At 33.6% G+C, this 23,642-nt stretch carries 22 protein-coding genes, 2 tRNA genes and 1 pseudogene; 18 read left to right on the top strand and 7 right to left on the bottom strand.

Annotation, left to right across the window (positions count from 1 at the left end):
• Nucleotides 1-178 precede the first annotated feature (178 nt).
• The 3 genes from AC1RO3_RS05940 (at nucleotide 179) to AC1RO3_RS05930 (ending at nucleotide 3,922) form a co-directional block, all read left to right on the top strand.
• Nucleotides 179-1,081, top strand: a complete 903-nt coding sequence (locus AC1RO3_RS05940) for a GRP family sugar transporter (protein WP_409022282.1) — start codon at nucleotides 179-181, stop codon at nucleotides 1,079-1,081.
• A gap of 22 nt (nucleotides 1,082-1,103) precedes the next feature.
• Nucleotides 1,104-2,477, top strand: coding sequence for an amino acid permease (locus tag AC1RO3_RS05935; RefSeq protein ID WP_481761923.1), 1,374 nt, complete (start codon nucleotides 1,104-1,106; stop codon nucleotides 2,475-2,477).
• Nucleotides 2,478-2,575: 98 nt separating this feature from the next.
• Nucleotides 2,576-3,922: a glucose-6-phosphate isomerase gene (locus tag AC1RO3_RS05930; RefSeq protein WP_481761922.1), complete on the top strand. Its 1,347-nt coding sequence runs from the start codon at nucleotides 2,576-2,578 to the stop codon at nucleotides 3,920-3,922.
• A 69-nt stretch (nucleotides 3,923-3,991) separates the two neighbouring features.
• Here the strand turns inward: AC1RO3_RS05930 and AC1RO3_RS05925 are convergent, their stop codons facing one another.
• Complete coding sequence (locus AC1RO3_RS05925) at nucleotides 3,992-4,540, bottom strand: phenolic acid decarboxylase (protein WP_481761921.1); 549 nt, start codon at nucleotides 4,538-4,540, stop codon at nucleotides 3,992-3,994.
• Between the two features lie 110 nt (nucleotides 4,541-4,650).
• Between AC1RO3_RS05925 and AC1RO3_RS05920 the strand changes: the two genes are divergently transcribed.
• Both AC1RO3_RS05920 and AC1RO3_RS05915 read left to right on the top strand, forming a co-directional pair.
• Nucleotides 4,651-5,184 (top strand): PadR family transcriptional regulator, encoded by a 534-nt coding sequence (locus AC1RO3_RS05920; protein WP_409022286.1) that lies wholly within the window; start codon nucleotides 4,651-4,653, stop codon nucleotides 5,182-5,184.
• A gap of 138 nt (nucleotides 5,185-5,322) precedes the next feature.
• Nucleotides 5,323-7,239, top strand: a complete 1,917-nt coding sequence (locus tag AC1RO3_RS05915) for a GH25 family lysozyme (RefSeq protein ID WP_481761920.1) — start codon at nucleotides 5,323-5,325, stop codon at nucleotides 7,237-7,239.
• Nucleotides 7,240-7,529: 290 nt separating this feature from the next.
• Here AC1RO3_RS05915 and AC1RO3_RS05910 read toward each other — a convergent pair whose 3' ends face one another.
• Nucleotides 7,530-7,730 carry a cold-shock protein gene (locus tag AC1RO3_RS05910; protein WP_057973786.1) on the bottom strand — a complete coding sequence of 67 codons (201 nt, stop codon included), beginning with the start codon at nucleotides 7,728-7,730 and terminating at the stop codon, nucleotides 7,530-7,532.
• A 160-nt stretch (nucleotides 7,731-7,890) separates the two neighbouring features.
• Complete coding sequence (locus AC1RO3_RS05905; protein WP_481761919.1) at nucleotides 7,891-8,175, bottom strand: hypothetical protein; 285 nt, start codon at nucleotides 8,173-8,175, stop codon at nucleotides 7,891-7,893.
• A 612-nt stretch (nucleotides 8,176-8,787) separates the two neighbouring features.
• Between AC1RO3_RS05905 and AC1RO3_RS05900 the strand changes: the two genes are divergently transcribed.
• The 3 genes from AC1RO3_RS05900 (at nucleotide 8,788) to AC1RO3_RS05890 (ending at nucleotide 11,882) form a co-directional block, all read left to right on the top strand.
• Complete coding sequence (locus AC1RO3_RS05900; RefSeq protein ID WP_481761918.1) at nucleotides 8,788-9,435, top strand: hypothetical protein; 648 nt, start codon at nucleotides 8,788-8,790, stop codon at nucleotides 9,433-9,435.
• Nucleotides 9,436-9,707: 272 nt separating this feature from the next.
• Nucleotides 9,708-10,637 carry a hypothetical protein gene (locus AC1RO3_RS05895; RefSeq protein ID WP_481761917.1) on the top strand — a complete coding sequence of 310 codons (930 nt, stop codon included), beginning with the start codon at nucleotides 9,708-9,710 and terminating at the stop codon, nucleotides 10,635-10,637.
• A 492-nt stretch (nucleotides 10,638-11,129) separates the two neighbouring features.
• Nucleotides 11,130-11,882 (top strand): hypothetical protein, encoded by a 753-nt coding sequence (locus tag AC1RO3_RS05890; protein ID WP_481761916.1) that lies wholly within the window; start codon nucleotides 11,130-11,132, stop codon nucleotides 11,880-11,882.
• 477 nt (nucleotides 11,883-12,359) lie between these two features.
• Here the strand turns inward: AC1RO3_RS05890 and AC1RO3_RS05885 are convergent.
• Nucleotides 12,360-12,432 (bottom strand) — tRNA-Gln (locus tag AC1RO3_RS05885).
• Nucleotides 12,433-12,943: 511 nt separating this feature from the next.
• Here AC1RO3_RS05885 and AC1RO3_RS05880 point away from each other — a divergent pair.
• The 3 genes from AC1RO3_RS05880 (at nucleotide 12,944) to AC1RO3_RS05870 (ending at nucleotide 14,466) form a co-directional block, all read left to right on the top strand.
• A tRNA-Glu gene (locus tag AC1RO3_RS05880) sits at nucleotides 12,944-13,016 on the top strand.
• Between the two features lie 98 nt (nucleotides 13,017-13,114).
• Nucleotides 13,115-13,600: a helix-turn-helix domain-containing protein gene (locus tag AC1RO3_RS05875; RefSeq protein WP_481761995.1), complete on the top strand. Its 486-nt coding sequence runs from the start codon at nucleotides 13,115-13,117 to the stop codon at nucleotides 13,598-13,600.
• Nucleotides 13,543-14,466 carry an IS3 family transposase gene (locus AC1RO3_RS05870; protein ID WP_481762191.1) on the top strand — a complete coding sequence of 308 codons (924 nt, stop codon included), beginning with the start codon at nucleotides 13,543-13,545 and terminating at the stop codon, nucleotides 14,464-14,466. The genes AC1RO3_RS05875 and AC1RO3_RS05870 overlap by 58 nt, the downstream gene beginning before the upstream one ends.
• Nucleotides 14,467-14,520: 54 nt before the next feature.
• Here the strand turns inward: AC1RO3_RS05870 and AC1RO3_RS05865 are convergent, their stop codons facing one another.
• Nucleotides 14,521-14,859, bottom strand: coding sequence for a hypothetical protein (locus AC1RO3_RS05865; protein ID WP_481761632.1), 339 nt, complete (start codon nucleotides 14,857-14,859; stop codon nucleotides 14,521-14,523).
• A gap of 189 nt (nucleotides 14,860-15,048) precedes the next feature.
• Between AC1RO3_RS05865 and AC1RO3_RS05860 the strand changes: the two genes are divergently transcribed.
• The 3 genes from AC1RO3_RS05860 (at nucleotide 15,049) to manA (ending at nucleotide 17,761) form a co-directional block, all read left to right on the top strand.
• Nucleotides 15,049-15,702, top strand: a complete 654-nt coding sequence (locus AC1RO3_RS05860; RefSeq protein ID WP_409022293.1) for a histidine phosphatase family protein — start codon at nucleotides 15,049-15,051, stop codon at nucleotides 15,700-15,702.
• 6 nt (nucleotides 15,703-15,708) lie between these two features.
• Nucleotides 15,709-16,719, top strand: coding sequence for a serine hydrolase domain-containing protein (locus AC1RO3_RS05855; RefSeq protein ID WP_481761633.1), 1,011 nt, complete (start codon nucleotides 15,709-15,711; stop codon nucleotides 16,717-16,719).
• A 76-nt stretch (nucleotides 16,720-16,795) separates the two neighbouring features.
• Nucleotides 16,796-17,761 (top strand): mannose-6-phosphate isomerase, class I, encoded by a 966-nt coding sequence (manA, locus tag AC1RO3_RS05850; RefSeq protein ID WP_481761634.1) that lies wholly within the window; start codon nucleotides 16,796-16,798, stop codon nucleotides 17,759-17,761.
• A 53-nt stretch (nucleotides 17,762-17,814) separates the two neighbouring features.
• Here manA and AC1RO3_RS05845 read toward each other — a convergent pair whose 3' ends face one another.
• Nucleotides 17,815-18,522, bottom strand: a complete 708-nt coding sequence (locus AC1RO3_RS05845) for a type 1 glutamine amidotransferase (protein WP_409022296.1) — start codon at nucleotides 18,520-18,522, stop codon at nucleotides 17,815-17,817.
• Between the two features lie 2 nt (nucleotides 18,523-18,524).
• Nucleotides 18,525-19,871 (bottom strand): MurT ligase domain-containing protein, encoded by a 1,347-nt coding sequence (locus AC1RO3_RS05840; RefSeq protein WP_481761635.1) that lies wholly within the window; start codon nucleotides 19,869-19,871, stop codon nucleotides 18,525-18,527.
• Between the two features lie 213 nt (nucleotides 19,872-20,084).
• On the opposite strand from AC1RO3_RS05840, the gene AC1RO3_RS05835 reads away from it, so the two are divergent.
• The 4 genes and pseudogenes from AC1RO3_RS05835 to AC1RO3_RS05820 form a co-directional block, all read left to right on the top strand.
• Nucleotides 20,085-20,666 carry a thymidine kinase gene (locus AC1RO3_RS05835; RefSeq protein WP_409022298.1) on the top strand — a complete coding sequence of 194 codons (582 nt, stop codon included), beginning with the start codon at nucleotides 20,085-20,087 and terminating at the stop codon, nucleotides 20,664-20,666.
• A gap of 45 nt (nucleotides 20,667-20,711) precedes the next feature.
• A complete protein-coding gene (gene prfA, locus AC1RO3_RS05830; RefSeq protein WP_409022299.1) occupies nucleotides 20,712-21,797 on the top strand; it encodes a peptide chain release factor 1 in 1,086 nt (361 codons plus the stop codon).
• The gene (gene prmC, locus AC1RO3_RS05825) at nucleotides 21,790-22,635 is read left to right on the top strand and encodes a peptide chain release factor N(5)-glutamine methyltransferase (protein ID WP_481761636.1); all 846 of its coding nucleotides are present in this window, start codon (nucleotides 21,790-21,792) and stop codon (nucleotides 22,633-22,635) included. Before prfA ends, prmC begins: the two co-directional genes overlap by 8 nt.
• Nucleotides 22,636-22,651: 16 nt before the next feature.
• A pseudogene (locus AC1RO3_RS05820) lies at nucleotides 22,652-23,635 on the top strand (L-threonylcarbamoyladenylate synthase); the annotation flags it as partial.
• Nucleotides 23,636-23,642 lie beyond the last annotated feature (7 nt).

Raw genomic sequence — 23,642 nt, 5'->3', positions numbered from 1 at the left:
CTTGTAATTAAACGTTTATGAGTGTTTTTGATGGATTTCGAATGTAACCCGTTTCAAATGTTGCTAAAGCTATCATCAAATTTTTGTTTTAAGGGTTGTAAATACGGTTACTTTACTGCTAAAATAGTTAAATCGCGAAAAAAGAATAAAAGAGAGAGAGTAGAGGATTTAATTAATTATGATTATCTTAATGGCAGTAATCCCTGCAATTGCATGGGGTAGTATTGGACTTATAAGTGGAAAACTTGGCGGAACTGCCAACCAACAAACAGTTGGTATGACATGGGGTGCCTTGATTTTTGGAATTGCCATTTATGGTATTTATCAACCAGAAATGGACACAAAAGTCTGGATTATTGGTATCGTTTCTGGTTTATTTTGGAGTTTAGGTCAAAATCAACAATTCCATGCTATGAAAGCAATCGGAATCTCAAAAACAGTTCCTGTTTCAACAGGCTTACAGTTAGCTGGTAATGCGTTGGCAGGTGTCATACTGTTTAATGAATGGAAGACAACTCAAATGGTTGTGATTGGTACTATAGCGATGATCGTTATTATTGCTGGTGCTGCTTTGACATCATTGAGAGATAAAAAAAATTCAGTTCTATCTGATTCAGAAAAAAATGAGAATACTGCTGCTGGTGTACGTGCTATTATTTTGTCAACAATTGGTTACGTAGGTTATACAATTGTTGTTCATTATGCAACAGTGGGCATGACTGCTGATGAATCACGTGCATTTACAATGGCAACAATCTTGCCACAAGCTGTTGGTATGGTTATAGGTGCTGGATTTGTTGCGCTTATTGCAAATGAAGTTATTATGCACTCATCAACTTTTAAAAATGTATTAACGGGACTTATTTGGGGCGCTGGTAACATCTTTATGTTCTTATCAATTCCTAAATTAGGTCAAGCTGTTAGTTTTTCATTTTCTCAAATGGGAGTGGTTATTTCAACATTCGGTAGTATCTACTTATTAGGAGAAAAGAAGACTAAGCATGAGATGATTTATGTCACACTTGGATCAATATTTGTTATTTTAGGTGTTATTATGTTAGGAATTATGAAAACTTTATAAAATGGTGAAGGAGTGTTAATCGATGGATTTAAGGAAAAAAGAATTTGCGACAACTCATCATGTTAGTAAATTAAAAAGAACCCTTAAAACCGGTGATCTCATTCTTTTAGGGTTAGGCGCAACAGTTGGTACAGGTATTTTCGTTGTTACGGGGAATGCTGCCAGTCAAGAGGCTGGTCCTGCCCTTATTTTGTCGTTTATTATTGCCGCAATTGCAGTTATAATGAACGGCTTTTCTTATGCAGAATTTTCATCAAGAATACCAGTTTCTGGTGGTTCGTATAATTATGTTTATGTTATTTTTGGTGAGTTTATAGCCTGGTTCGTTAGTTGGTTTACCATTTGTGAATATATTCTAGCGGGGGCTTCTGTTGCCTCAGGTTGGTCTGCGTATATGCAGGGGTTCTTGATAGGGCTTAATATCCACCTGCCTGTTGCGCTGAGTGCATCGTATAATGCAGCAAGAGGGTCATATATCGATATTATTGCTGTTATAATTACGTTAGTCGTTACATGGTTAACAACATTTGAAGCAAAAAAGGCACTACGTTTAAGCAAAATAATGGTATTTGTAAAATTTGCGATTATTCTTTTATTTATAGTAGTGGGTGTTTTTTACATTAAACCTGGTAACTGGCAACCCTTTATGCCATTTGGTACAAGTGGGGTAATGAGTGGGGCCGCATTAGTATTTTTTGCCTTTTTAGGGTTTGAATCTATTGCGATGGCATCAGACGAAGTAATTGATCCGCAAAAGACAATTCCAAAAGGAATTATTGGTGCGATAAGTATTTCTGCTATTTTTTATATTATTGTTACGTTAGTATTAACCGGAATTGTCCCGTATACACAATTAAATGTTAGTGATCCAGTTGCATTTGCGATGCGATTTGTAAATCAGAGTATTATTGGAAATATAATCTCGGTAGGTGCAATAATAACGCTTCTAAGCGTCTTAATTGCATTAGCCTATGGTTTATCGAGAATGATTTATTCGGAGGCGAGAGACGGATTATTGCCCCAATACTTAGCAAAAATTAGCGATAAGACGAATGCGCCCAAAGCAGCATCATGGACAGTCGGTATTTTTATTGCGATTGCAAGTGGGTTAGTGTCTATTGAAAGTTTAGCCAAATTGACTAATATTGTAACGTTAACCGTACTTGTTATTTTGGCTTTGGCATTAATAAGTTTAAGGAAACAATTTGGTGAACCTAGTAAAGGCCAATTTAGAGTTCCATTTGTACCATTGTTACCAATCTTGTCTATAATTATTTCAGTCTATTTGATGATTCAGTTACCGATTAATATCTGGGTTGCCTTTCTAATTTGGATTATTATAGGATTAGTTGCTTATTACGGTTACGGATATTCTCATAGTAAACAAAAAAAATAACGGAATTTGTAATTAAAGTTCTGTTTGACTGTTATATTTTCTACTAAGTATTGTATAATGTAAGTTGTTAAATAAAGAATATGAGGGAGATAATTAAAATGGCACATATTTCATTCGATAGTTCTAACTTATCAAAATTCGTCCAAGACAATGAACTTGGCGAAATGCAAGCACTTGTTACTGCAGCAGATAGTGAATTACGCAACGGTACAGGGGCAGGTAGTGATTTCCGTGGATTTTTAGATTTACCTAAAGACTACGATAAAGAAGAATTCGCTCGTATTAAAACAGCAGCTAAAAAAATTCAATCTAATTCAGAAGTTTTAGTCGTTATCGGTATTGGTGGTTCATATTTAGGTGCTCGCGCAGCTATTGAATTCTTAAACCATACATTCTATAACTTATTACCAGCTGAAAAAAGAAATGCACCTCAAATCTTATTTGCTGGAAATTCAATTAGTCCTTCATACGTACATGATTTAGTAGATTTAATTGGTGATCGTGATTTCTCAGTTAATATTATTTCTAAATCAGGTACAACAACAGAACCTTCAATTGCTTTCCGTGTTTTCAAAGAAAAATTAATCGCAAAATATGGTAAAGAAGAAGCTAACTCACGTATCTACGCTACAACTGATCGTAAAGTTGGTGCCTTAAAAGTTGAAGCTGATTCTGAAGGCTATGAAGCATTTGTTATTCCTGATGACGTTGGTGGCCGTTTCTCAGTTCTTACTGCTGTTGGTTTATTACCAATTGCTGCTTCAGGTGCTGATATTGATGCCTTGATGCAAGGTGCTGAAGACGCACGTGTTGAATATTCAGATGCTGATTTAACAAAAAATGAAGCATATCAATACGCAGCTTTACGTAATATTTTATACCGTAAAGGTTACACAACTGAAATTCTAGAAAACTACGAACCAAGTTTACAATATTTCTCAGAATGGTGGAAACAATTGATGGGCGAATCTGAAGGTAAAGATCAAAAGGGTATTTACCCATCTTCAGCTAATTTCTCAACTGATTTACATTCATTAGGCCAATATATTCAAGAAGGCCGTCGTAACTTGATGGAAACTGTAATTAATGTGGGAACTCCCGTTAATGATACTGCTATTCCTGAAGAAGAGGGCGATCTTGATGGCTTAGGCTACTTAGAAGGTAAGACAATGGACTTTGTTAATACAAAGGCTTTCCAAGGTGTTGTTTTAGCTCATACTGATGGTAATGTTCCTAACATGATTTTGAACATTCCTACACAAGACGCTTACACATTAGGATATACAATTTACTTCTTTGAAGCAGCTGTAGCTGTATCTGGTTACTTGAATGGAATTAACCCATTTAACCAACCAGGTGTTGAAGCATACAAAAAGAACATGTTTGCCTTACTTGGTAAACCTGGCTTCGAAGACCTTTCAAAAGAATTAAATGCACGTCTTTAAGATAAAAAAGTTATAAAATAAAAATCGTCTGAACTTTTAAAAGTTCAGACGATTTTTATTTGGAATAAATTAGTTCTTTTTGATCATTTTGTAATTTTCGTCATAATATTTACCATTACGAATATCATCTGGCATACCAACATAAGGTTCTTCATTGATAACATCTTCGTTATTTTGACCGGCATCACCGATGTAAGTGATTGTAGCAAATTCTGGGACAACCATTTTAGGATATGTTTCGTATTTTTCACGAGATTCTTCCATCAAATCGATATGGTCATTTTGGTAAGTAACTGTAATTTCAGGATGTTCTTGAACCCATTTAGGGAAGAAGATTGTTCCGTTAATTTTCATTTCGTTAGGTAAGAAATCTAGAGCGACATCAGTACCTGTAGGTTCTGTCCAAGCAATTTTATAAATACCTTCAGTAAGCATAACGATGTGAGCTTCTTGATCAGTTACCCAACGTCCAGCAACCATACCACCATGGATACGGTAGTCAACAGTATGATCATTTTTAGCGTACCATTCATATTCCCAACCGTTATCGTAAGTATATACAAAATGTGTACCTAAGAAATCATCTAATGTTTTAAACTTTTTTTCTGTATTTGTCATAATTTTTGTTCTCCTTTAAAGTGTTTATTTATACATGTAAAAGTTTACATGTTTTTGTTTACTTGATTATAGTATACTGATAAGTATTAAAAGTCAAGTTAAGGGGAAAAATGGCAAAAAAAAATAAATTACAATATATTATTTTAGGATTATTGAATCAAGAACCATTATCGGGGTACGATATAACTAAAGCATTTACGACTGATATTGGAGAATTTTGGCAAGCAGGACATAGTCAAATTTATCCTGCTCTTAAAATAATGGAAAAAGATGGATACATTACGCATGAAATTGAAATAGCAGGTACTAAGTTAGAAAAGAAAATATATTCTATTACATCACAAGGTAAAAAAGTTTTAATGGATTGGTTAGTATCAGATAGTGGGGAATTAAAACCGATTAAAGACGAATTTATTTTGAAACTTTATTTTATTAAAAATAAAGATGACGTTCAATTACAGCAAAGATTAATTGAGCAATTACAGTTACATCAAGTAAAATTAGATCATCTTGAAGGAAGAATGAAATTAATTTTTTTCTCAGAAGAAGAAATCAACAAACAATATGGTCATTATTTGATTTTAGATCATGCAATTGAACGAGAAAAATACTGTGTTAAGTGGTTTAAAAAGTATCTTAATTAAATAATAGACGCTTATAAAACGTCTATTATTTTTTTATTGAAGGTCTTTTTTTCTAATCTTAATCTTTTTGACTTATAAATTATGCTAGAATATGGTTATTAAACAAAAAATAAAAGGGCGGTTTCTATTTTGAAAAGAATGACGAAATATGTATTATTTTTATCTAGTGTGATAGTAGGTATTGGTATCGGAGCATATCAGGCCTCGGCTAATACTTCGAAGCCTGAAGGTGTGATGGGGTCAAATGTACCTGAATCATTAGTTAAATCAGCATCTTTATTGAGTAAATCGGCTACAAATCGCGATAATTCAATTCCTGATTTATCAGAATTTCAAGGATCATTTACAGATGCACAAGCTAAAGTATTAAAGAAAAATTTTAAATTTATTATTTTACGTGTTCAATATGGGTCAAATCGTAAAGATTTAGTGATTGATCATAATATTGCGATGATGAAGAAATATAATATTCCATATGGTGTTTATTCATTTAGCCAATATGAAAATGTTGCTGATGCTAGAGTAGAAGCGAAAGACTTATATAACCGTGCCAAGGATGCTAAGTTCTTTGTCAATGATTATGAAGATCAAACGGTTACGAATGCTAGCAAAGCAAATACTAACGCCACAACAAAAGCCTGGGCTGATGAGATGGCTAAATATGTAGGTAATCGTAAAATTATACTTTACTCTTATGCTAGTTTTATGAAAACATATGCCAGTACGGCTGTTAACGCATATGATGGTTTTTGGTTAGCTGCATACCAAAGTAATGAGCCAATGGAAACAAGTCATTCGTTATGGCAATATACAAGTAACTTTACAAATCATGGTTTATCAGGGGTTGGAAACATTGATGCAAGTATCATGTCTGGTAAAAATGCTGATTGGTTTTTAAGTGCATCAACAGATAACAAACCAACAGAAAGTACACCACCCACGAACGCAGCTGGGAAAGCACAAAGTTATAATGAATTAGTTTCAATTAAAAAATCTGGATATAATGTTTGGGGTAATTTTAGTTGGAATAAAGTTAAAAATACGACAACTGGAAAAATTGGAAAAGTTTATAGCGCAAAATATTACTATAATCACAGTAATGGTAACAAATATTACTCATTGTACGATAGTAAAGGCAAATGGGCTGGATATGTAAATAGTAACGCAATGGAGGTTGCTTCAGCTAAAGAATTTAAAGCAACCGCTAAAATTACTAAACGTGATTATACTATCTGGAGTAATTTTTTCTATACGTCAGCAAAAGGAACAACAGCTAATTATTATGGTCAAAACTTAAATGTCAGATACAGATATACATTGGGTAATGGTAACGTCTATTATTCACTTTATAATAATGCAGGTACATGGTTAGGTTATATGAATAGTAATGCTTCAAATTTAGTTTATTCATCATATGATAAGATTGTTTCTGTTAAAAATAGCTATACTATCTGGGGTAATTTTAATTGGACAAGTAAAAAAGGATCTACAGTTACTAACTCCGGACAGACATACAATGCTAAATATGCGTATAAGATTAATGGTAATACGTATTACTCACTATATAATGGTAATAATGTTTGGAAAGGCTATGTTAACAGTAATGCTACGAATACCTTAGTAGCTAAATCATTAAAGGCAAAGGTCAAAATTAGCGATAAAGGTTATAATGTCTGGGGTAATTTCTTGTGGTCATCTAAAAAAAGTACTTCTAGTAATTACTATGGTCAAACATATAACGTTAGATACAGATATACTACAGGAAACGGAAATATTTACTACTCACTTTATAACGATGCCGGTAAATGGATGGGTTATGTGAATAATAAAGCAACTAGCCATATTTATACTAAATACAATAAAATTGTCTCTGTTAAAAGAAGCTATGATATCTGGGGTAATTTTAATTGGACGGTAAAAAAAGGGTCAACTATAGCTAACTCAGGTACGAAATATACAGTAAAATATGCTTATTCAATTAATGGCAATAAATATTACTCGATATACAATGCAAATGGTAAGTGGCAAGGATATGTAAACAGCAACGCATTTTAAATGAAAATAGTTCTAAGTTAATTGTTGTTGATGAATTATGATATTGAAAGACAGTGTGACTTAAAAATGCCTCATAATCGTTAGACCTACGTCTAATAATTATGAGGCATTTTTTATATTGATAAATTTAAAGTTGATTTTGAACGTAACCTAAAGTGCATAGTAGGAACCGGATGATAAATAATTATTTAATTTAAAAATACAGTCATACAACAGCAGCTGATGAGAGGGTATACGGTTATTATTGCAAAAAAAAAACCTACCCGAAGGTAAGTTTCAAAGGCTTATAATTAAGCTTTAACAACGTTAGTTGCTTGTGGTCCACGATCAGAATCTTCAACATCGAAAGTAACTGCTTGGCCTTCGTCAAGTGATTTAAAACCGTCACCTTGGATAGCTGAGAAATGAACGAAAACGTCGTCGCCAGATTCGCGAGTAATAAAACCAAAACCTTTATCTGCATTAAACCATTTTACTGTACCTTGTTCCATAATATGAAACCTCCATGTGCTGTAAGCACTAATATATTTTGCATTTGTTGATTGAACTATTAAAAAGAAGTGTGTTCATAAATGAAACAAATCACCTTTAAATAACCGAACCATAAATACATAAGTTTAATATAACATCTAATGACGATTAATGCAAATGTTATTTGCTCGATTTAGTGTGTTTTTTAAGATAATGCAGTAATTCTGTTTCATTACGAAATTCATGTGGGCTAACTTGATTATGAAGTCGAATCGTAATTTTATTAATTTTGATTCGACCAGTCCAAGTATACGTGTATTCAACGATAAATCTATTATTGAGATCATCCTCATCTAAGCCAAAATTAAGTACGTAAATACGATCTGGAACCATTAATGGATTGAGATGTTCTTTATCGTAATAAATTTTGTTTGCTCTTAAGAATTTTTTTGTCTTACTTAACATAGTGTATAAACCTCCAAACTATTATTATAGTGTATTCAAAATGAAGGAGACAGAATTGAATCGGGGATTTAAGTTGCTGTCACTTTATTAATTTAAGTACCATCATTAAAATATCTCATTTAGTATATCATAAATAGAACATAAAATGAGAAAATACTATATAAATCATTCGGAAAAATTGACAATAAACAAAAACATGTTAAGGTTATAGTAGCTCAATATTAATATTCTTAGTATAAATTATTCAGTTTGATGATTTCTATTCATTTATTCACGCTGGCGCAACCAAGGAGTTGCAAGGATGTAAAGTAGGTAGGGTTACATCGTTTAGAAGTAGAATTAGTAACTTATTTTAAAATTAATTAACTCAAAATTAAATATAAATATTCAGTGAGAAGGCTACCAGCAGAATTTGTTGGTAGCCTTCGTCAATTAAAAATATATATAGCATTAAAAATTAATAGCGGGTATGAATGTTAGAAACTTTAAAATATAACCCTTTATTACTTTATTGAAGTATTTAGAGTGTACATACAAAGGAGGTAGGTATTGTTTACCTGCTTTTTTTAGTGTTTAATATGTGAGTGTATAAAAATAAAGGGGTGTTGGATAATGAAAAGGGTAGTCGTATTATGTGCTTCAACAATGGTTGCATTATTATTAGTTGCATGTGGGAACAGCAATAGTGCAAGTAAGGAATCGTCATCATCTGAGGTAAAATCATCTAGTTTGCAGAAATCAAAAAGTGAATCAAATAAGAAAGAGTCTATAAAAAAAGCAAAAGTATCTTCTGAAAGTAAAGCATCATCAGAATCAGCTGCCAAAGAATCAAGTATGGTAGCTGAAAGGTCATCTAAGGCAGCTAATCTTGTGAGAAATGAATTAAAAAAAGGATTTAGTTTTGCTCCAATCAAATATAATGGTGAGGACATCAGTAAAGCTATGGAAGATGGTACTGCTCCACGGCACTCCCTTTTTGATTTAATTACTCTAGGTTACGCAAAAAGTGATACAGTGGTTCGTACACAGCTGGGAAAAGATAGAGCCTATAATTATACGTATAAGATAACCGATAAGTTTATTATAATGAGGGGTGAATCTGGTTCACATCGCATACCTTACACAATAAAGGGATCACATATAACATATGGAGAATGGATAGAAAAACAATCTAATGGAACAAAGCTTACTTATGAGTTTGCATTAGAAACGACTGCCAAAGATGCAATAGACGCACAGCAAACTCAAAATAAAATATAATGGTTAATTGAAACATCCATACTGTGGATGTTTTTTTGTACGCCAAAATAGAAAATGTCGTACGGGTTATTGCGGCATTTGGGGCTGAACAAACTTAGTATAAAATATCTTTGAATGGTTAAAAATCTAACAAAACCTGCGACTATTAGTATGAAAATATAGATTATGTTGTACAGAGTTTTATAAAAGTGCATAAGGTGAATACGAATATTGATTACCTATCATTTTTAGTGTTTAATTTAAAGGTAAATAAATTTTAGGGGAGTTTCAAAATGAAAAAGGTATTGGTAACGTGTGGGATAGCAATGATGTTATTATCATTAACTGCGTGTGGGAGCAGCAATTCAAAAAAGGATGAATCATCTTCTATTGATTCTAGTAAATCACAAGCAAGTTCAAAGAAAATAGCTAGTTCAATGAGTAGAGAAGTTTCATCGTTAAAAAAAGAAAAAAGTAAATTACAGGAAACGAAAAAACAGGCAAGTAGGAATGTAGGAACTCTGACAGTTCAGCAGATGAAAGACCATCCTAAACAGTCAGCTGTAGCAATCGCTTATTATGGTGCAAATCGTTTTTGGAATGGTTTAACGGATAAAATAGCAGATGGGTTCAATGTTTCAATTAAAACACCTAATTCAAGTACAGTTAAGTATTATATTCAAAAAGGTGATAATCCATATTATAGATTACTGGGGGATGTACATAATACTGTAGCTTATTATGACAATGCAGATAATGAACTACAAAAAGTTGGTATGTCGACAATAGCTACTTATGTAAATCAAAAGTTAACTGATGGTAGTCGAAATACTCTAGTGAATAACGTTATCATCAATGCTAGTGATGATACACAACAATCCAGTGATGGGCTATCAATATCAATTGATGAAGCGATTAAACTGATTATCAAACATGAAAATTCAAATGATAATTACGGCAATTTTAACTTGATAATAACAGATAGAAGTAAAAGTACTATAACTAAAATTAATAATAATGATGATATTCCTGCAGCGTTGGGAGGATACGTACCCTATGGAAATGGTGGTTGGGAAATAGAGTTGGTGTACACGGGTGCAAGTCTTCGAGAAAAATATTACCTAGTGCCTGATCATAACAAAACAACCGTTTCACTTAAAACTATCTCACGCTATTCGACTAGACCAGACATAGATACAGAAAACTTTACGCTAAACCGTTAAATAAATATAATACTTTATAGTGATATTCCATAATGGTTCATTAATGCATTCACAAACGTGAGTGCTTTTTTTGTAAAAAATGAAATATGGAACTGGGAATCTTCAGATAAATACCGGGCCTTAGAATATTAGCTAAAATTTAGAAAAGCAAAATTAATGAATTTCTTAGCATAGTAGCTAAAAAGTATATACACTAATAGTGTTGACGAAAGTGCAAACATTTAAAAAGCTAAAGAAATAAACTATACTATCTAAAATGATCCATCATGAATGATACGGTTGGAAGTACAAACGGTAGCCAGATTCAAAGTGTGAAAAAGTTTAGTGTGAGTTAAATCATCATTTAGTGATTTTTGAGTAACTAGTGATCATTAAAATAAACCTTTTAAGTTACGTAGAGTTTCATAGTATTTCATAGAGTTGGGACAGGTATTGTTTACCTGTTTTTTATTGTTTAATATAGAGGTAAATAAGATATTTGGAGGTAATGCAGTGAGTAAAATATGGGGGTTTATAAAAAAATATAAATGGTTCATTTTACTAGTAATATTGATAGTGACTGTTATCATCCCTTGGGTCATCAATATTTTTATTGGCATTGTTCCAGGAGTAGGTTCGAGTGATGGGTGGCTTGGATTTTGGGGAGGTTATATAGGTTCTTTCATAGGTATTGGTGGTGCAGCTATGTTTGCATATATAAATACAAAGTTTCAGTTAAAAGAGCAAAGAAAAAATGAGTTAAGTAATGCCCTTGCTGTAGAAGATATTAAGAACATATCTAGATTAATTTCTATTAATAATAGATTTACCGCCAATATTATTTTAATGAAAAAAGATATTTTCTCTAAGGGTACATTAGAAACAATAGATGATATTCGTAATTTGGGTACAAAAATTAATAAAGAAAAATTGAATGAAATTACTAATTTGAAGAATGAATATGTAATTTATTTTGAAACATACGTTAGCTATGTACCCGAATTATCAAAAAAATGTGATACCTATCAAGATAATATTGCTACACTTTGGAGTGATTTAATGAAAACATACGATGAACTTACTATGGCAGTAAAATGGTTATTGAAAAATAAAGAAGAAAATATAGAATTGATAGATCAAGAAACTAATAAAATTAATAAAATTTTTACAGCAGTTGCAACAAATATAGACTCTATATCTTTTCCGTTAAATGCAGTGAATAAAATTTTAAAAGGCGAAGCGGCGAGGATAAGGTGTAATAAATAATACCTTATCTATAATTGATGTTTAGGTATTCTTAAAGTAAGTAATAGGGTTAGTGTTAGAACCTGCCAAAACTTGCCATAAAATACTTTATAAAGCTCATCAAAACTCTAGTAAGCTCGTCAAAATGATACTTCATTTATACCTAATATGTTAGCAAATATTAGTATATGGGTGCAGCTATTCATCCCTGGGACTTATTAGATATGTAGGCAAAAATAAGTATTCGGACATTTCGGACCCCCTAAAGGGATGCAATTAAAAAGGTTATCAAGACATTCAAGACACCCTAAAGGAAGTAGATTTAATTAGATGTGATGAAATGACTACGGTTTGTTGAGGGAAAATAAAAAGCACCTACTTAAGAAAGTAGATGCATCAGTACATACATGCCCGTACAGTTTATTTTTTTGACTACGGTTTTGACTACGGTTTGTTGAATCTAGATGAAACCTTATGAAACTCTATGAAAACACTTGATTGGGTAAGTAGGGATCGAACCTACAGATTGCGGATTCAGAGTCCGGCGCCTTACCAGTTTGGCTATTACCCAAGAATAATTAACTTCCTAATTTTAGCGATATAACGGTCTTTTGTCAAATAGAAAATAGTAATATTTTGTTGAAACAATAAGAAATAGTAAAGATGATTAATTATTGATAAAGAAAAGTGATGATTACTTTTCTAATTGATACATAACGTTATAATGAAGGACATAAAGATTGTGTTATGTAGAGAAAGTACAAATGAATAAATTAAGCTAAAGTTTTGCACATTTTATTAAGTTATTATTCTATAGATGGGTTTGAGGCGAACGTATTGGAAATAAAACTAAGACGTGAATTAAAAAAGTTATACATTAGATTATTGATTGCGTGTGTCACAACGTTATTGATAGGTACCACGAAAGTTCTCCTACAATATAAATGGTTATCTTTTGTTATGTGGGCTGCTGCATTGTACTGTCTCGGTTTGTATCTGTATTGTTGTTTTATTCAATTTTTAATTTGGCATAAAAATCATTGACATCAAATCTATATGGGTTATACTTAAAAGAGTATTTTTGCCCAATGGTCAAATTGGTTAAGACGTCGCCCTCTCAAGGCGGAATTACGGGTTCGAGCCCCGTTTGGGCGATAAAAGATGTAATTAATTAGAATATTTAAAAAAGTGATTAAGTAGGGGAATGAAGTGAACCCCCTGAGTTGGAGAAATCTAACTCAGGGGGTTTTACTATGTTCACAGTTGAAATAAAGAAAAAAGTTCTAAAAGAATATTTGAAAGGTAAACCAGCCGGTTTACTAATGAAGAAGTATGGAATCAAGGGATCTGCAACTATTTATCAATGGTTGGATCATTTTAAAATGTTTGGGATTCAAGGCTTAGAAAATAATTTAGGGAAGACATTTTATGATTATTCCTATAAAATGAAGGTCATTCACTGGCGATTAAAACATAGGGCTTCTTTTCCGGTTACAGCACGTCATTTTAAAATTAAGAATCCTGTCGTGATTTGGGACTGGGAAAAGAAACTGGTACAAGGTCGCTTAAAAACTTCAAAAGGAAAACTGCCTAAAATGACTAAATCAAAAAATCCAAAAACTTCAAAACAATTACAAGAAGAAAATGACTTTCTAAGGGCACGGGTAGCGTACTTGGAAAAATTGGACGCCTTAATACAGAAAAAACAAAGATTAAAAACCAAGAAAAAGCCCAGATAATCACTGAGTTAAGGTGTGAATTACAGATTAAGTTGGCAACCGTATTAAAAGCTGGACTGATGTCCAGCAGTAGCTACCATGATGCTTGTAAACGAGAGTACCAACAAGATTCAAAAGAACTGATTGAAACGATTAAAACAATTTGTGAAGGGCATTCTGATTATGGGTATCGTCCCGTAACAAGTGAGTTACGTAACATAGGCATTAAAATCAATCACAAAACCGTGTTGAGAATAATGCGAGAAAACAAACTCCTATGTCACGCTTACGAACGAAAAACGAAAAGATATAATTCATATAAAGGAACTGTTGGTAAAATAGCTTCCAATCTTTTAAACCGACGTTTTAAGACTGATAGATCCTATCAAAAAATAGTAACTGATGTCACTGAACTACGATGGGGAAATAAAAGTACAAATGAAAGAGCTTATTTTACGGCATATATTGATTTATTTAATAGTGAAGTCCTTCAATGGTCAATTAGCCTCCACCCAACGGTGGAGTTTGTGACAGAACCACTAAAACGGTTAATCAATAAACGTTCAAATCTCAGTTATCGAATGACAGTTCACTCTGATCAAGGATTTCAATATCAGAACAGCCGTTATACAGAGATTATCAAATCAGCAAAAATTTTTCAAAGTATGAGTCGCAAAGCGACTTGTTTAGATAATGCATGTGCTGAAAGCTTCTTTCATATTTTAAAAGTTGGGACAGTTCATAATCACGATTATGCGACATACGAAGCTTTAAAAGTAGCCATAAAAAATTATATTGATTATTACAATCATAAAAGAATTAAAATAAAACTGGCCGGTATGTCTCCGATTGAATATCGAAAACATACCGACCAGATGATCGCTTAATATTTACTCCAACTTTTGGGGTTCACTTCAGAACCTGCTTAATCACTTTTTTGTTTAGACATTTTGTTCAAATGAAAGTTCAATTAAATATTTATCATGATGTGTCAGATACACGGTTGTTACCCAGACGTCCATATAGTCAGGGATGGAATGATCTAATTTATCGTTAAAGTAATCTAATAAATCACCGTGTTTTGAAACGAAATCATCAGTGAGACGATTAACAGTTAGTTTATCTGGTAAAAAATAAATATCAGCATCAGCTACTTTGACGCTTCCTGGTATGACGAGGGTTATTGAATTAGTATAGGTCAAGCGTGAAAAGAAAACGTCTTCTGGATGTCGTCTGACATAAGATAAGACGAAGAATATAGAATCTGAATTACTAGCCATAAGTGACACTCCCCATCTAAATGATTTACTTCATTATACCAATTTAAACGAAAATGTTTTGATTTATTTTATTATAGTCGTAGACAGACTAAATTTAAAAATATATTTTAGGTTTTTACTTAGGTAAAATCTTAATGGTAGCGTATACTTGAAGGTACAAATATAAACCATTTTATGGAGGTGCAGGCGATGAAGACAGTTCATTTTTATTTAGTAAGACATGGTCAAACACGATTGAACAGATTAAAGAGGCTACAAGGCGTGACTAATTCTCGTCTGACACACAAGGGGCGAGAGGCAGCTAGAAATTTGGGAACACAATTAAAAGATGTCTATTTTGAAGCCGTGTACACAAGTGACTTAAAACGAACGCAAGATACTGCGGACTTTATTCTTGAAAAGCATGACTCTTCGTTTGAATTTCAACCATTAAGAGGACTTCGAGAAGTCGATTTTGGTCGACTAGAAGAGATGAAAAATAAAGATTTAATTCCAATGCTTGTTAAAAAATTTGGTTTTTTTAAAGTGAGTCAGGCCGTTTTAGGGCATAATCGCTTTAGAAACTTAGTAAATATGTTCGCAGAGCTTGAAGGAACTAGCCAAGCTGAAACATATGATAAGATGACTAGTCGAATAATTGATACATTAACGGATATTGGGAATCAGTACCAGACGCAGGGAGGAAATATTTTAATTGTGTCTCATGGTCTTGTGTTATCAAGTTTTATCGACAGCTTAGAAAAAAATCAACTTCCAACGATGCTCTTGAAGAATGCTAGTGTTAGTAACGTTGATTTTAAAAAAGGTAAATTTACAATTGTGAAGATTAATCAAAAGGGGTGATTACGATTGCTATATCCTAAAACGATAAATAAAATTCGACAGTTAGTTAATGATGGTATTGTTCCTGGTGCTTCATATGGGGTTATCCATCATAATACAATTAGCAATCAAAACTATTTGGGATATTCGCAATTAGTCCCTGAAACTGAACAATTAGCTGACAATGCACTTTACGACGTTGCATCACTAACTAAAGTGATAGGAACAACAACTCTTATTTTAAAATTACAAGAAGAGGGTCGTTTGAATGTTGATGATTCCGTAAAAAAATACCTACCAAATTATCAGGACGAACGGGTGACTTTACGGCATATGTTGACGCATACGGCAGATTTTCAAGGGTATATTAAAAATCGAAATCAATTATCGGAACCAGATTTAAAACAAGCACTATTCGGACTAAGTAATGGTGAAAATCTTGGAAAAAAAGTTATTTATAGTGATATCGGACTAATTTTTTTAGGATATATTATTGAAAGTATTTTAAAAATTCCTGTTCAGCAAGCATTGCAGCAAGAAGTCTTAAATCCCTTAGGATTAACTGATAGTACTTTTAGTCCAAATATCTCAAGAAGTGTTCCAACTGAGATTATTCCTGACTTAGGTCTTTTAAAGGGTATTGTTCATGACCCCAAAGCACGGATTTTAAAAGAACATTGTGGATCGGCAGGGTTATTTTCCACTGTATCCGACTTATTACGATTTATGCAGTGGTTTATGTCAGATGGTCCTGAACGTCCAGTATTACGGCCGGAGACGACGCAAATGTTATTCTCAGATCAAACACCTACAAGAAGCTTGGGTCGTTCACTTGGCTGGGATCTTCGTGGAGATGGCGATTGCTTATCTGTCTATCATACTGGTTATACAGGAACATTTATAATAATGGATCAATCCATGCAAGACGGGTTGGTTGTCTTAACGAATAGGGTACATCCGACGAGTGATAATAGTCTCTATTTGGTAAAACGAGATGAAATTATAGAAAGCTTTTTAACGGAAAAAGCTGGATTGTAACCGATTAACATTCAAAAATGTAACCGCTTATGATAAAATAAACCAATAATATGTTTAACGAAGGAGAGAGCAACTAATGACAGAACCTTTATTCTTAAAACCTGTATTACAAGAAAAAATTTGGGGTGGTGATCATCTTAAAACGGTCTTTGGATATGATATTCCAAGTAATCATACTGGTGAACTTTGGGCTATTTCCGCACACTCACATGGCCCAAGTACTGTTTTGAATGGTCCATTTGCTGGCAAAACATTGAATGAAGTCTGGGATTCAAATCGTGAAGTTTTTGGTAATGCTAAAGGGGATGTTTTTCCACTTCTAACTAAAATTTTAGATGCTAATCAAGATTTATCAGTTCAAGTACATCCGGATGATACTTATGCAATGCAACATGAGCATGAACTTGGTAAAACAGAATGTTGGTATGTTATTTCAGCCGAACCTGGGGCAGAACTTATTTATGGGCACCATGCTAAAACACGTGAAGAATTAGCGGAAATGATTCATGACGAAAGATGGGATGATTTATTTACGCATGTACCTGTTAAAGCGGGAGATTTCTTTTATGTTCCTAGTGGTACAATTCATGCCATTGGTTCTGGTGTGATGGTCCTTGAAACGCAACAAAGTAGTGATACAACATATCGTGTTTACGATTTTGACCGTGTGGATGCAACAACGGGTAAGAAGCGTGACTTGCATATTCAACAATCGATTGATGTTACTAATGTGCCTAATAAAGTTCCTGAACTCGATATTCAAACAAAAATGGTCGGGGATGCCAAAGTAACAACCTTTGTTAAAACACCATTCTTTAGTGTTTATGAATGGTTGATTTCAAACGGATCAGCAAATTTTAAAAGAACAGTCGCACCTTATACTCTTGTTTCAGTTTTAAAAGGTGAAGGTCAGATTAAAGTCGATGATAAAATATATGATTTAAAAATGGGTATGCATTTTATTTTACCAAACGAAGTTAAAGAATGGACAATTACAGGTGATATGCAAATTATTGCATCAGAACCTGGAGAAAAAGCATAAAAAAATAAAGATTCAAACAATAATATACTATTGTTTGAATCTTTATTTTTTTACTAAAATGTTGGTTCGATAACGAGTGCTTCTTGTTGACTAAAATCAACATCTGGATATTTACGATGCAACGCAAGCAGTAGTAGACGTTTAGCTAATTCACCATTTCTTGTTAAGATTGGGCCATGGAAATATGAACCAAAAACGTTTTTGTAAATGACACCTTCTGAAGCATCACTACCATTATTACCTTTACCTTTTAACACTTTACCAAGTGGTCGTTCATCTTTACCGAGGAAGGTCATCCCGTTATGATTTTCAAAACCATGGTAAGTTTCACCGGTATCTTCATTTTGAATCGTAATATCTCCGATAAAACGATTGTCATCTTGTGTCTCTGTATAATGACTCATTGCACCAATGCCAGGAATTTTTTCACCATCAGCACCGACATAATATTGACCAAGTAATTGGTAACCGCCACAAATTGCGAGGAGGGGACCGTTATCTTCAATATAGTCGGTTAAGGCCTCTTTTTTGTCTTGAATATCTTTTGAGACAATTTTTTGTTCGAAATCTTGTCCACCACCAAAGAAAGTTAAGTCAAAATGATCTTTGTCAAAAGGTTGATCTAAACTGATGACTTCAGTTTGTAAGTCAGTATCCATTTGCTTGGCATAATATTCTAACACCAATAGGTTACCAACATCACCATAAGTATTTAATAAGTCACCATATAAATGGGCGACGTTTAAATGATATTTTGCCATTATTACATGCCCTCCTTGATATAACCATCATTAGCGAGTGATTTACGTAACTGTAAAACAGCTGTATAAGTGGCTAAAACGTAAATATGTTTTGTGGGGAAGGTTTTAAGTTGTTCGATAACTTTAGCAATGTCAGGTTCTTTAATTAATTGTTCATCTTTGACACCAGCGACCTTAAAACGGAATGAAACATCTTTATAACGTTCACCACCCGTCATGAATTGAGGAATGTTCATTTGTGTTAATTGTTCGAAATTCCCATCCCAAATCCAACTGGTATCAATACCATCTGCGTAATTTGCATTTAATAAGAAGGCCAACGAGAATGGTTCTGTATCTGTTGCAATCATATCTAGTACCTGATCGAGGCCAACTGGATTTTTAACTAAAACTAAGGTAATGTCTTTGTCTTCAACATGGATGACTTCTTGTCGACCAAAGACTTGCTCATCGTCTTCACTTAATGTATTACTAATTGTTGCAGGACCAACATTGAAGACACGACCAACTGCATAAGCAGCAAGGGCGTTGTAGATGTTATATAAACCGCCGACATGAATTTCCATGGGTTGTCCATCAACTATAAAGTGAGATGATGTGGGTGTTTGTTCTAAAAGTGATGTTAATTGGTAGTCTAATTTTGGACGACTAAAATGACAGTTTGGACAATAATATTTCCCGAGATTAGCATACGTACGGGTTTTATAATGTAAGATATGTTGACAAACTGGACAAAGAATCCCATCAGTATTCGTAGGTGCTAAACTTTCTGTTTCCTCTTCATGATTAAAACCGTAGAAAACAAAAGGATTTGGTAATTCAATTGAATGGAAAATGGGTGCATCACCATTTGCAATAATTGTTGCATTGGGTGCTAATTTAATCCCATCAATAATTTTTTTGTAAGTTGTATAAATTTCACCGTAGCGGTCCATTTGATCACGGAAAATATTTGTTAGAACAAATGCTTTAGGCGTGATGTATTGGGTTACTTTAATGACATTTGCTTCATCAACCTCAAGAACAGCAAGAGGACGCTCATTTTTTTTGCGCTTATCCGTTAGAAATGCTGTGATAATACCTTGTTCCATATTTGATCCAGCAGAGTTTGTTAAGATATGGTCATATTTAGCACCTAAAACCTTAACTGTTAAGGCGGTTGTTAAGGTTTTACCGTTGGTTCCAGTGATGACAATAACGTCATAATTAGCACCTAATGTTTTTAAAATTTCTGGATCTAACGCGGCAGTTATTTTGCCGGGTAGAGAGCTACCACCTTTTAGAAAGGTGTGCAAAAACCAATATGATGATTTCCCTGCGACAGTTGCTATTGAGCTTTTTATCGTCATTAAAATATCCTCCGTTTACAGAAAATTGACTACATAGGATAGAATCCACGTCATAGCCTACTTTACTGAATTTATATTATGTCTATAATAGCATAATTACAAAATTCTACATATAAAATGCCTAATATTAAGAAAAAATTTTTATTTAATGAAATCCAAGCTTAAATCGGATATACTTAAAGACGGAAATCTGAAAAACAGAAGAGGTTTATTATGGCGCAATTATTTTTTAAATACGGTGCAATGAATAGTGGTAAGACAATTGAAATCTTAAAAGTTGCGCATAATTATGAAGAACAAAATAAATCAGTTATTATTTTAACAAGTGGTGTGGATGACAGGGATGGTGTTGGATTTGTTTCAAGTCGAATTGGATTGAAACGTGAGGCGACACCTATTTTTGAAGAAACAAATGTCTTTGATTTAGTTCAACAGACTAATTCAAATGCTGCTTGTGTTTTAATAGACGAATCACAATTTCTAAAACAAGCACATATTATTCAATTAGCTAAAATTGTGGATGAATTAAATATTCCAGTTATGGCTTTTGGGTTAAAGAATGATTTTAAAAACGAATTGTTTGAAGGATCAAAATATTTATTATTATATGCTGACAAGATTGAAGAAATGAAAACAATTTGCTGGTTTTGTCATAAAAAGGCCATCATGAATTTACGTATTCATGATGGTAAACCTGTATATGCTGGCGAACAAATTTTAATAGGTGGTAATGAAGATTATTATCCAGTATGTCGTAAACATTATAACAATCCGTTGATGACACAATTACAATAATCAGATAGACTAGAAAGATAAAGAATTAAGAGGAGACAATATAAAATGGATGAAATGTATGATCAATTACAATCAGTTGATGATCGCTATGAAGAATTAGGCGAATTATTGTCTGATCCTGAGATTATTTCAAATAATAATCGGTTTATGGAATTATCAAAAGAAATGGCAAGTATCCGCGAAACAGTTGAGAAATATCGCCAATATAAAGTTGTTGTTCAAGAACTTGCAGATGCTGAAGAAATGCTAGGCGAAAATTTAGATTCTGAAATGGCTGAAATGGCTAAAGAAGAATTATCTGACGCAAAGAAAGCAAAAGCAGCTTTAGAAGAAGAAATTAAGGTACTATTAATTCCTAAGGATCCTAATGATGATAAAAATATTATCATGGAAATTCACGGCGCTGCCGGTGGGGATGAAGCTAGTTTATTTGCTGCAGATTTATTCTCAATGTATTCTAAATACGCTGAGAAGCAAGGTTGGACTGTTGAAATTGTGGATAAAAATGTGACTGAAGTCGGTGGTTTTAAAGAAATTGTCCTGTTGATTAATGGTGATAGTGTCTTTTCTAAGCTGAAATATGAAAGTGGTGCACATCGAGTTCAACGAATTCCATCAACAGAATCAGCTGGACGTGTGCATACTTCTACTGCAACAGTAGGTGTTATGCCTGAAGCAGAAGATGTTGAAATTGAAATTGATGCAAAAGATATTAGAACGGATGTTTATCGTTCTTCTGGTGCCGGTGGACAACATGTTAATAAGACATCATCTGCTGTCCGAATGACCCATTTACCAACAAACATTGTTGTAGCTATGCAAGATGAACGTTCACAACAACAAAATCGTGAAAAAGCTATGAAAATTTTGAAGGCTCGAGTTTATGATTTCTATTCACAACAAGAACAAAGTGCTTACAATGAAAATAGAAAATCAGCTGTTGGATCAGGGGACCGTTCAGAACGAATTAGAACTTATAATTTCCCTCAAAATCGTGTGACTGATCATCGAATTGGATTATCATTGAATAAATTAGATCGTGTTATGAATGGTGAACTTGAAGAAGTAATCGATTCATTGATTTTATATGATCAAACACAAAAAATGGAAAAGTTGCAAGAAAATGACTAATCCAACCTACTATGAAGCCTTGAAATGGGCTTCTTTGTGTATAGAGGAACATAAGTTAGAAGTTGAAAGTGGTCAGTGGTTATTATTAGAGCGACTAAGCTGGTCAACGACTGATTTATTAATGAATTATCAAACAAAAATGCCAAAAAATGAGTGGCAACAATATCAGATAGATATTCAGCAATTTTGTGATGGAATGCCGGCACAATACATTATTGGTCATGCCTACTTTTTTGGTATGCAATTGAAAGTGACCGAAGCAACCCTTATTCCGAGACCTGAGACGGAAGAATTGGTAGAATGGATGTTGGAGACATTGCCTGCTAATGAGAAGTTGGTAATTGCTGATATTGGAACCGGTTCTGGAGCAATTGCGATTGCTTTAAAACAACAGCGACCAAATTGGCAAATCTTTGCAAGTGATATTTCTAAAGAAGCAATTACGGTTGCCAAAAAAAATGCACAAGCACAGCAAGTTGATGTAACATTTTTGATTGGAGATTTAACAGAACCTATTCATGAATTGAAAGTGGATGTCATCGTGTCTAATCCACCATACATTGCCGAAAATGAGCGAGATGTGATGGATAAAAGTGTGATTGAACATGAACCGCAAGTCGCATTATTTGCAGCTGAAAATGGTCTAATCTTGTATCGAAGAATGATAGAAGAGGTGGCTCGCTTCACGCAAAAACCAAGAGATATTTTCTTTGAAATAGGGTATCAACAAGAAAACGCCGTGATAAAGATGTTAACAAACGCATTTGAAAATGCAGTTTTAATAGAAGGAAAAAAAGATAGTTTTGATAATCAAAGAATGATTCACGCAAAATTATAAAAGGGGTGTTGAGTTAATGGAAACAATTATTTATCAACCTAATGAAATAGAAACTGCTGCAGAGTTATTAAAGCAAGGACAATTGATCGCATTCCCAACTGAAACAGTGTACGGATTGGGTGCCGATGCGACAAATGAAGAGGCAGTCAAACAAGTGTATGCTGCAAAAGGTCGACCAAGTGATAATCCACTAATCGTACACGTTGCCGATGTAGAGACAGTTCGGGAATATGCACAACCACTTACTGCCAATGTGGAAAAGTTAATTAAAACATTTTGGCCGGGTTCATTGACGCTTATCCTTAAATTAAAAGCAGGAGCTCTTTCAAAGACTGTTACAGGCGGTTTAGAAACTGCAGCCTTTAGAATGCCAGATAACAAAGTTACATTAGATTTTATTATTAAGTCGGGCGTTCCAATTGTTGGCCCTTCAGCTAATACTTCAGGTAAACCTAGTCCAACAATGGCAGAACATGTTGCTCATGATTTGAATGGTAAAATTGCTGGTATCATTGATGATGGGCAAACAAAAGTAGGGGTGGAGTCAACTGTCTTAGACATGAGTACAGATGAACCAACAATTTTGAGACCTGGAGCAGTTACTCAGTCACAAATTGAGGATGTAATTGGACACGTTAGTGATGATACACATGAAGTTGCCGAAGGAGAAACGCCAAAAGCACCTGGGATGAAGTATCGACATTATGCACCAAGAGCACAAGTTGTGATTGTTGATTCAACACAAAATTGGTCAGATATTTTAGACTGGGTCGCTAAACAAGATATTGCAATCGGATTAATGGCAAAAGAAGGTCAAATTGATACGGATCAGATACCTAAGAATAGTGGCTATTCTTCTTTAGGAAAAACAATTGAATCAGCAAGCCAATCACTTTTTGACGGTTTACGCTACTTCGATGACAACCCTAATGTTCAAATGATTTTAGTTGAAGGGTTTGATAAAAAGGGATTGGGTGTTGCTTACATGAACCGTCTTGAAAAAGCAG

The organism is Dellaglioa sp. CoH-57-MRSF-19 (assembly GCF_056781975.1).
This window is presented reverse-complemented; position numbering and strand designations above follow the sequence as displayed.

Excerpts from the sequence above, each read along its gene's own strand:
- AC1RO3_RS05895 (WP_481761917.1), top strand. The coding sequence starts at position 9,708 with ATGAAAAAGGTATTGGTAACGTGTGGGATAGCAATGATGTTATTATCA.
- prfA (WP_409022299.1), top strand. The coding sequence starts at position 20,712 with ATGGATGAAATGTATGATCAATTACAATCAGTTGATGATCGCTATGAA.
- AC1RO3_RS05845 (WP_409022296.1), bottom strand. The coding sequence starts at position 18,522 with ATGGCAAAATATCATTTAAACGTCGCCCATTTATATGGTGACTTATTA.
- AC1RO3_RS05930 (WP_481761922.1), top strand. The coding sequence starts at position 2,576 with ATGGCACATATTTCATTCGATAGTTCTAACTTATCAAAATTCGTCCAA.
- AC1RO3_RS05865 (WP_481761632.1), bottom strand. The coding sequence starts at position 14,859 with ATGGCTAGTAATTCAGATTCTATATTCTTCGTCTTATCTTATGTCAGA.
- AC1RO3_RS05835 (WP_409022298.1), top strand. The coding sequence starts at position 20,085 with ATGGCGCAATTATTTTTTAAATACGGTGCAATGAATAGTGGTAAGACA.
- AC1RO3_RS05915 (WP_481761920.1), top strand. The coding sequence starts at position 5,323 with ATGACGAAATATGTATTATTTTTATCTAGTGTGATAGTAGGTATTGGT.
- AC1RO3_RS05905 (WP_481761919.1), bottom strand. The coding sequence starts at position 8,175 with ATGTTAAGTAAGACAAAAAAATTCTTAAGAGCAAACAAAATTTATTAC.
- AC1RO3_RS05875 (WP_481761995.1), top strand. The coding sequence starts at position 13,115 with ATGTTCACAGTTGAAATAAAGAAAAAAGTTCTAAAAGAATATTTGAAA.
- manA (WP_481761634.1), top strand. The coding sequence starts at position 16,796 with ATGACAGAACCTTTATTCTTAAAACCTGTATTACAAGAAAAAATTTGG.
- AC1RO3_RS05900 (WP_481761918.1), top strand. The coding sequence starts at position 8,788 with ATGAAAAGGGTAGTCGTATTATGTGCTTCAACAATGGTTGCATTATTA.
- AC1RO3_RS05860 (WP_409022293.1), top strand. The coding sequence starts at position 15,049 with ATGAAGACAGTTCATTTTTATTTAGTAAGACATGGTCAAACACGATTG.
- AC1RO3_RS05910 (WP_057973786.1), bottom strand. The coding sequence starts at position 7,730 with ATGGAACAAGGTACAGTAAAATGGTTTAATGCAGATAAAGGTTTTGGT.
- AC1RO3_RS05840 (WP_481761635.1), bottom strand. The coding sequence starts at position 19,871 with ATGACGATAAAAAGCTCAATAGCAACTGTCGCAGGGAAATCATCATAT.
- AC1RO3_RS05925 (WP_481761921.1), bottom strand. The coding sequence starts at position 4,540 with ATGACAAATACAGAAAAAAAGTTTAAAACATTAGATGATTTCTTAGGT.
- AC1RO3_RS05935 (WP_481761923.1), top strand. The coding sequence starts at position 1,104 with ATGGATTTAAGGAAAAAAGAATTTGCGACAACTCATCATGTTAGTAAA.
- AC1RO3_RS05920 (WP_409022286.1), top strand. The coding sequence starts at position 4,651 with ATGGCAAAAAAAAATAAATTACAATATATTATTTTAGGATTATTGAAT.
- prmC (WP_481761636.1), top strand. The coding sequence starts at position 21,790 with ATGACTAATCCAACCTACTATGAAGCCTTGAAATGGGCTTCTTTGTGT.
- AC1RO3_RS05940 (WP_409022282.1), top strand. The coding sequence starts at position 179 with ATGATTATCTTAATGGCAGTAATCCCTGCAATTGCATGGGGTAGTATT.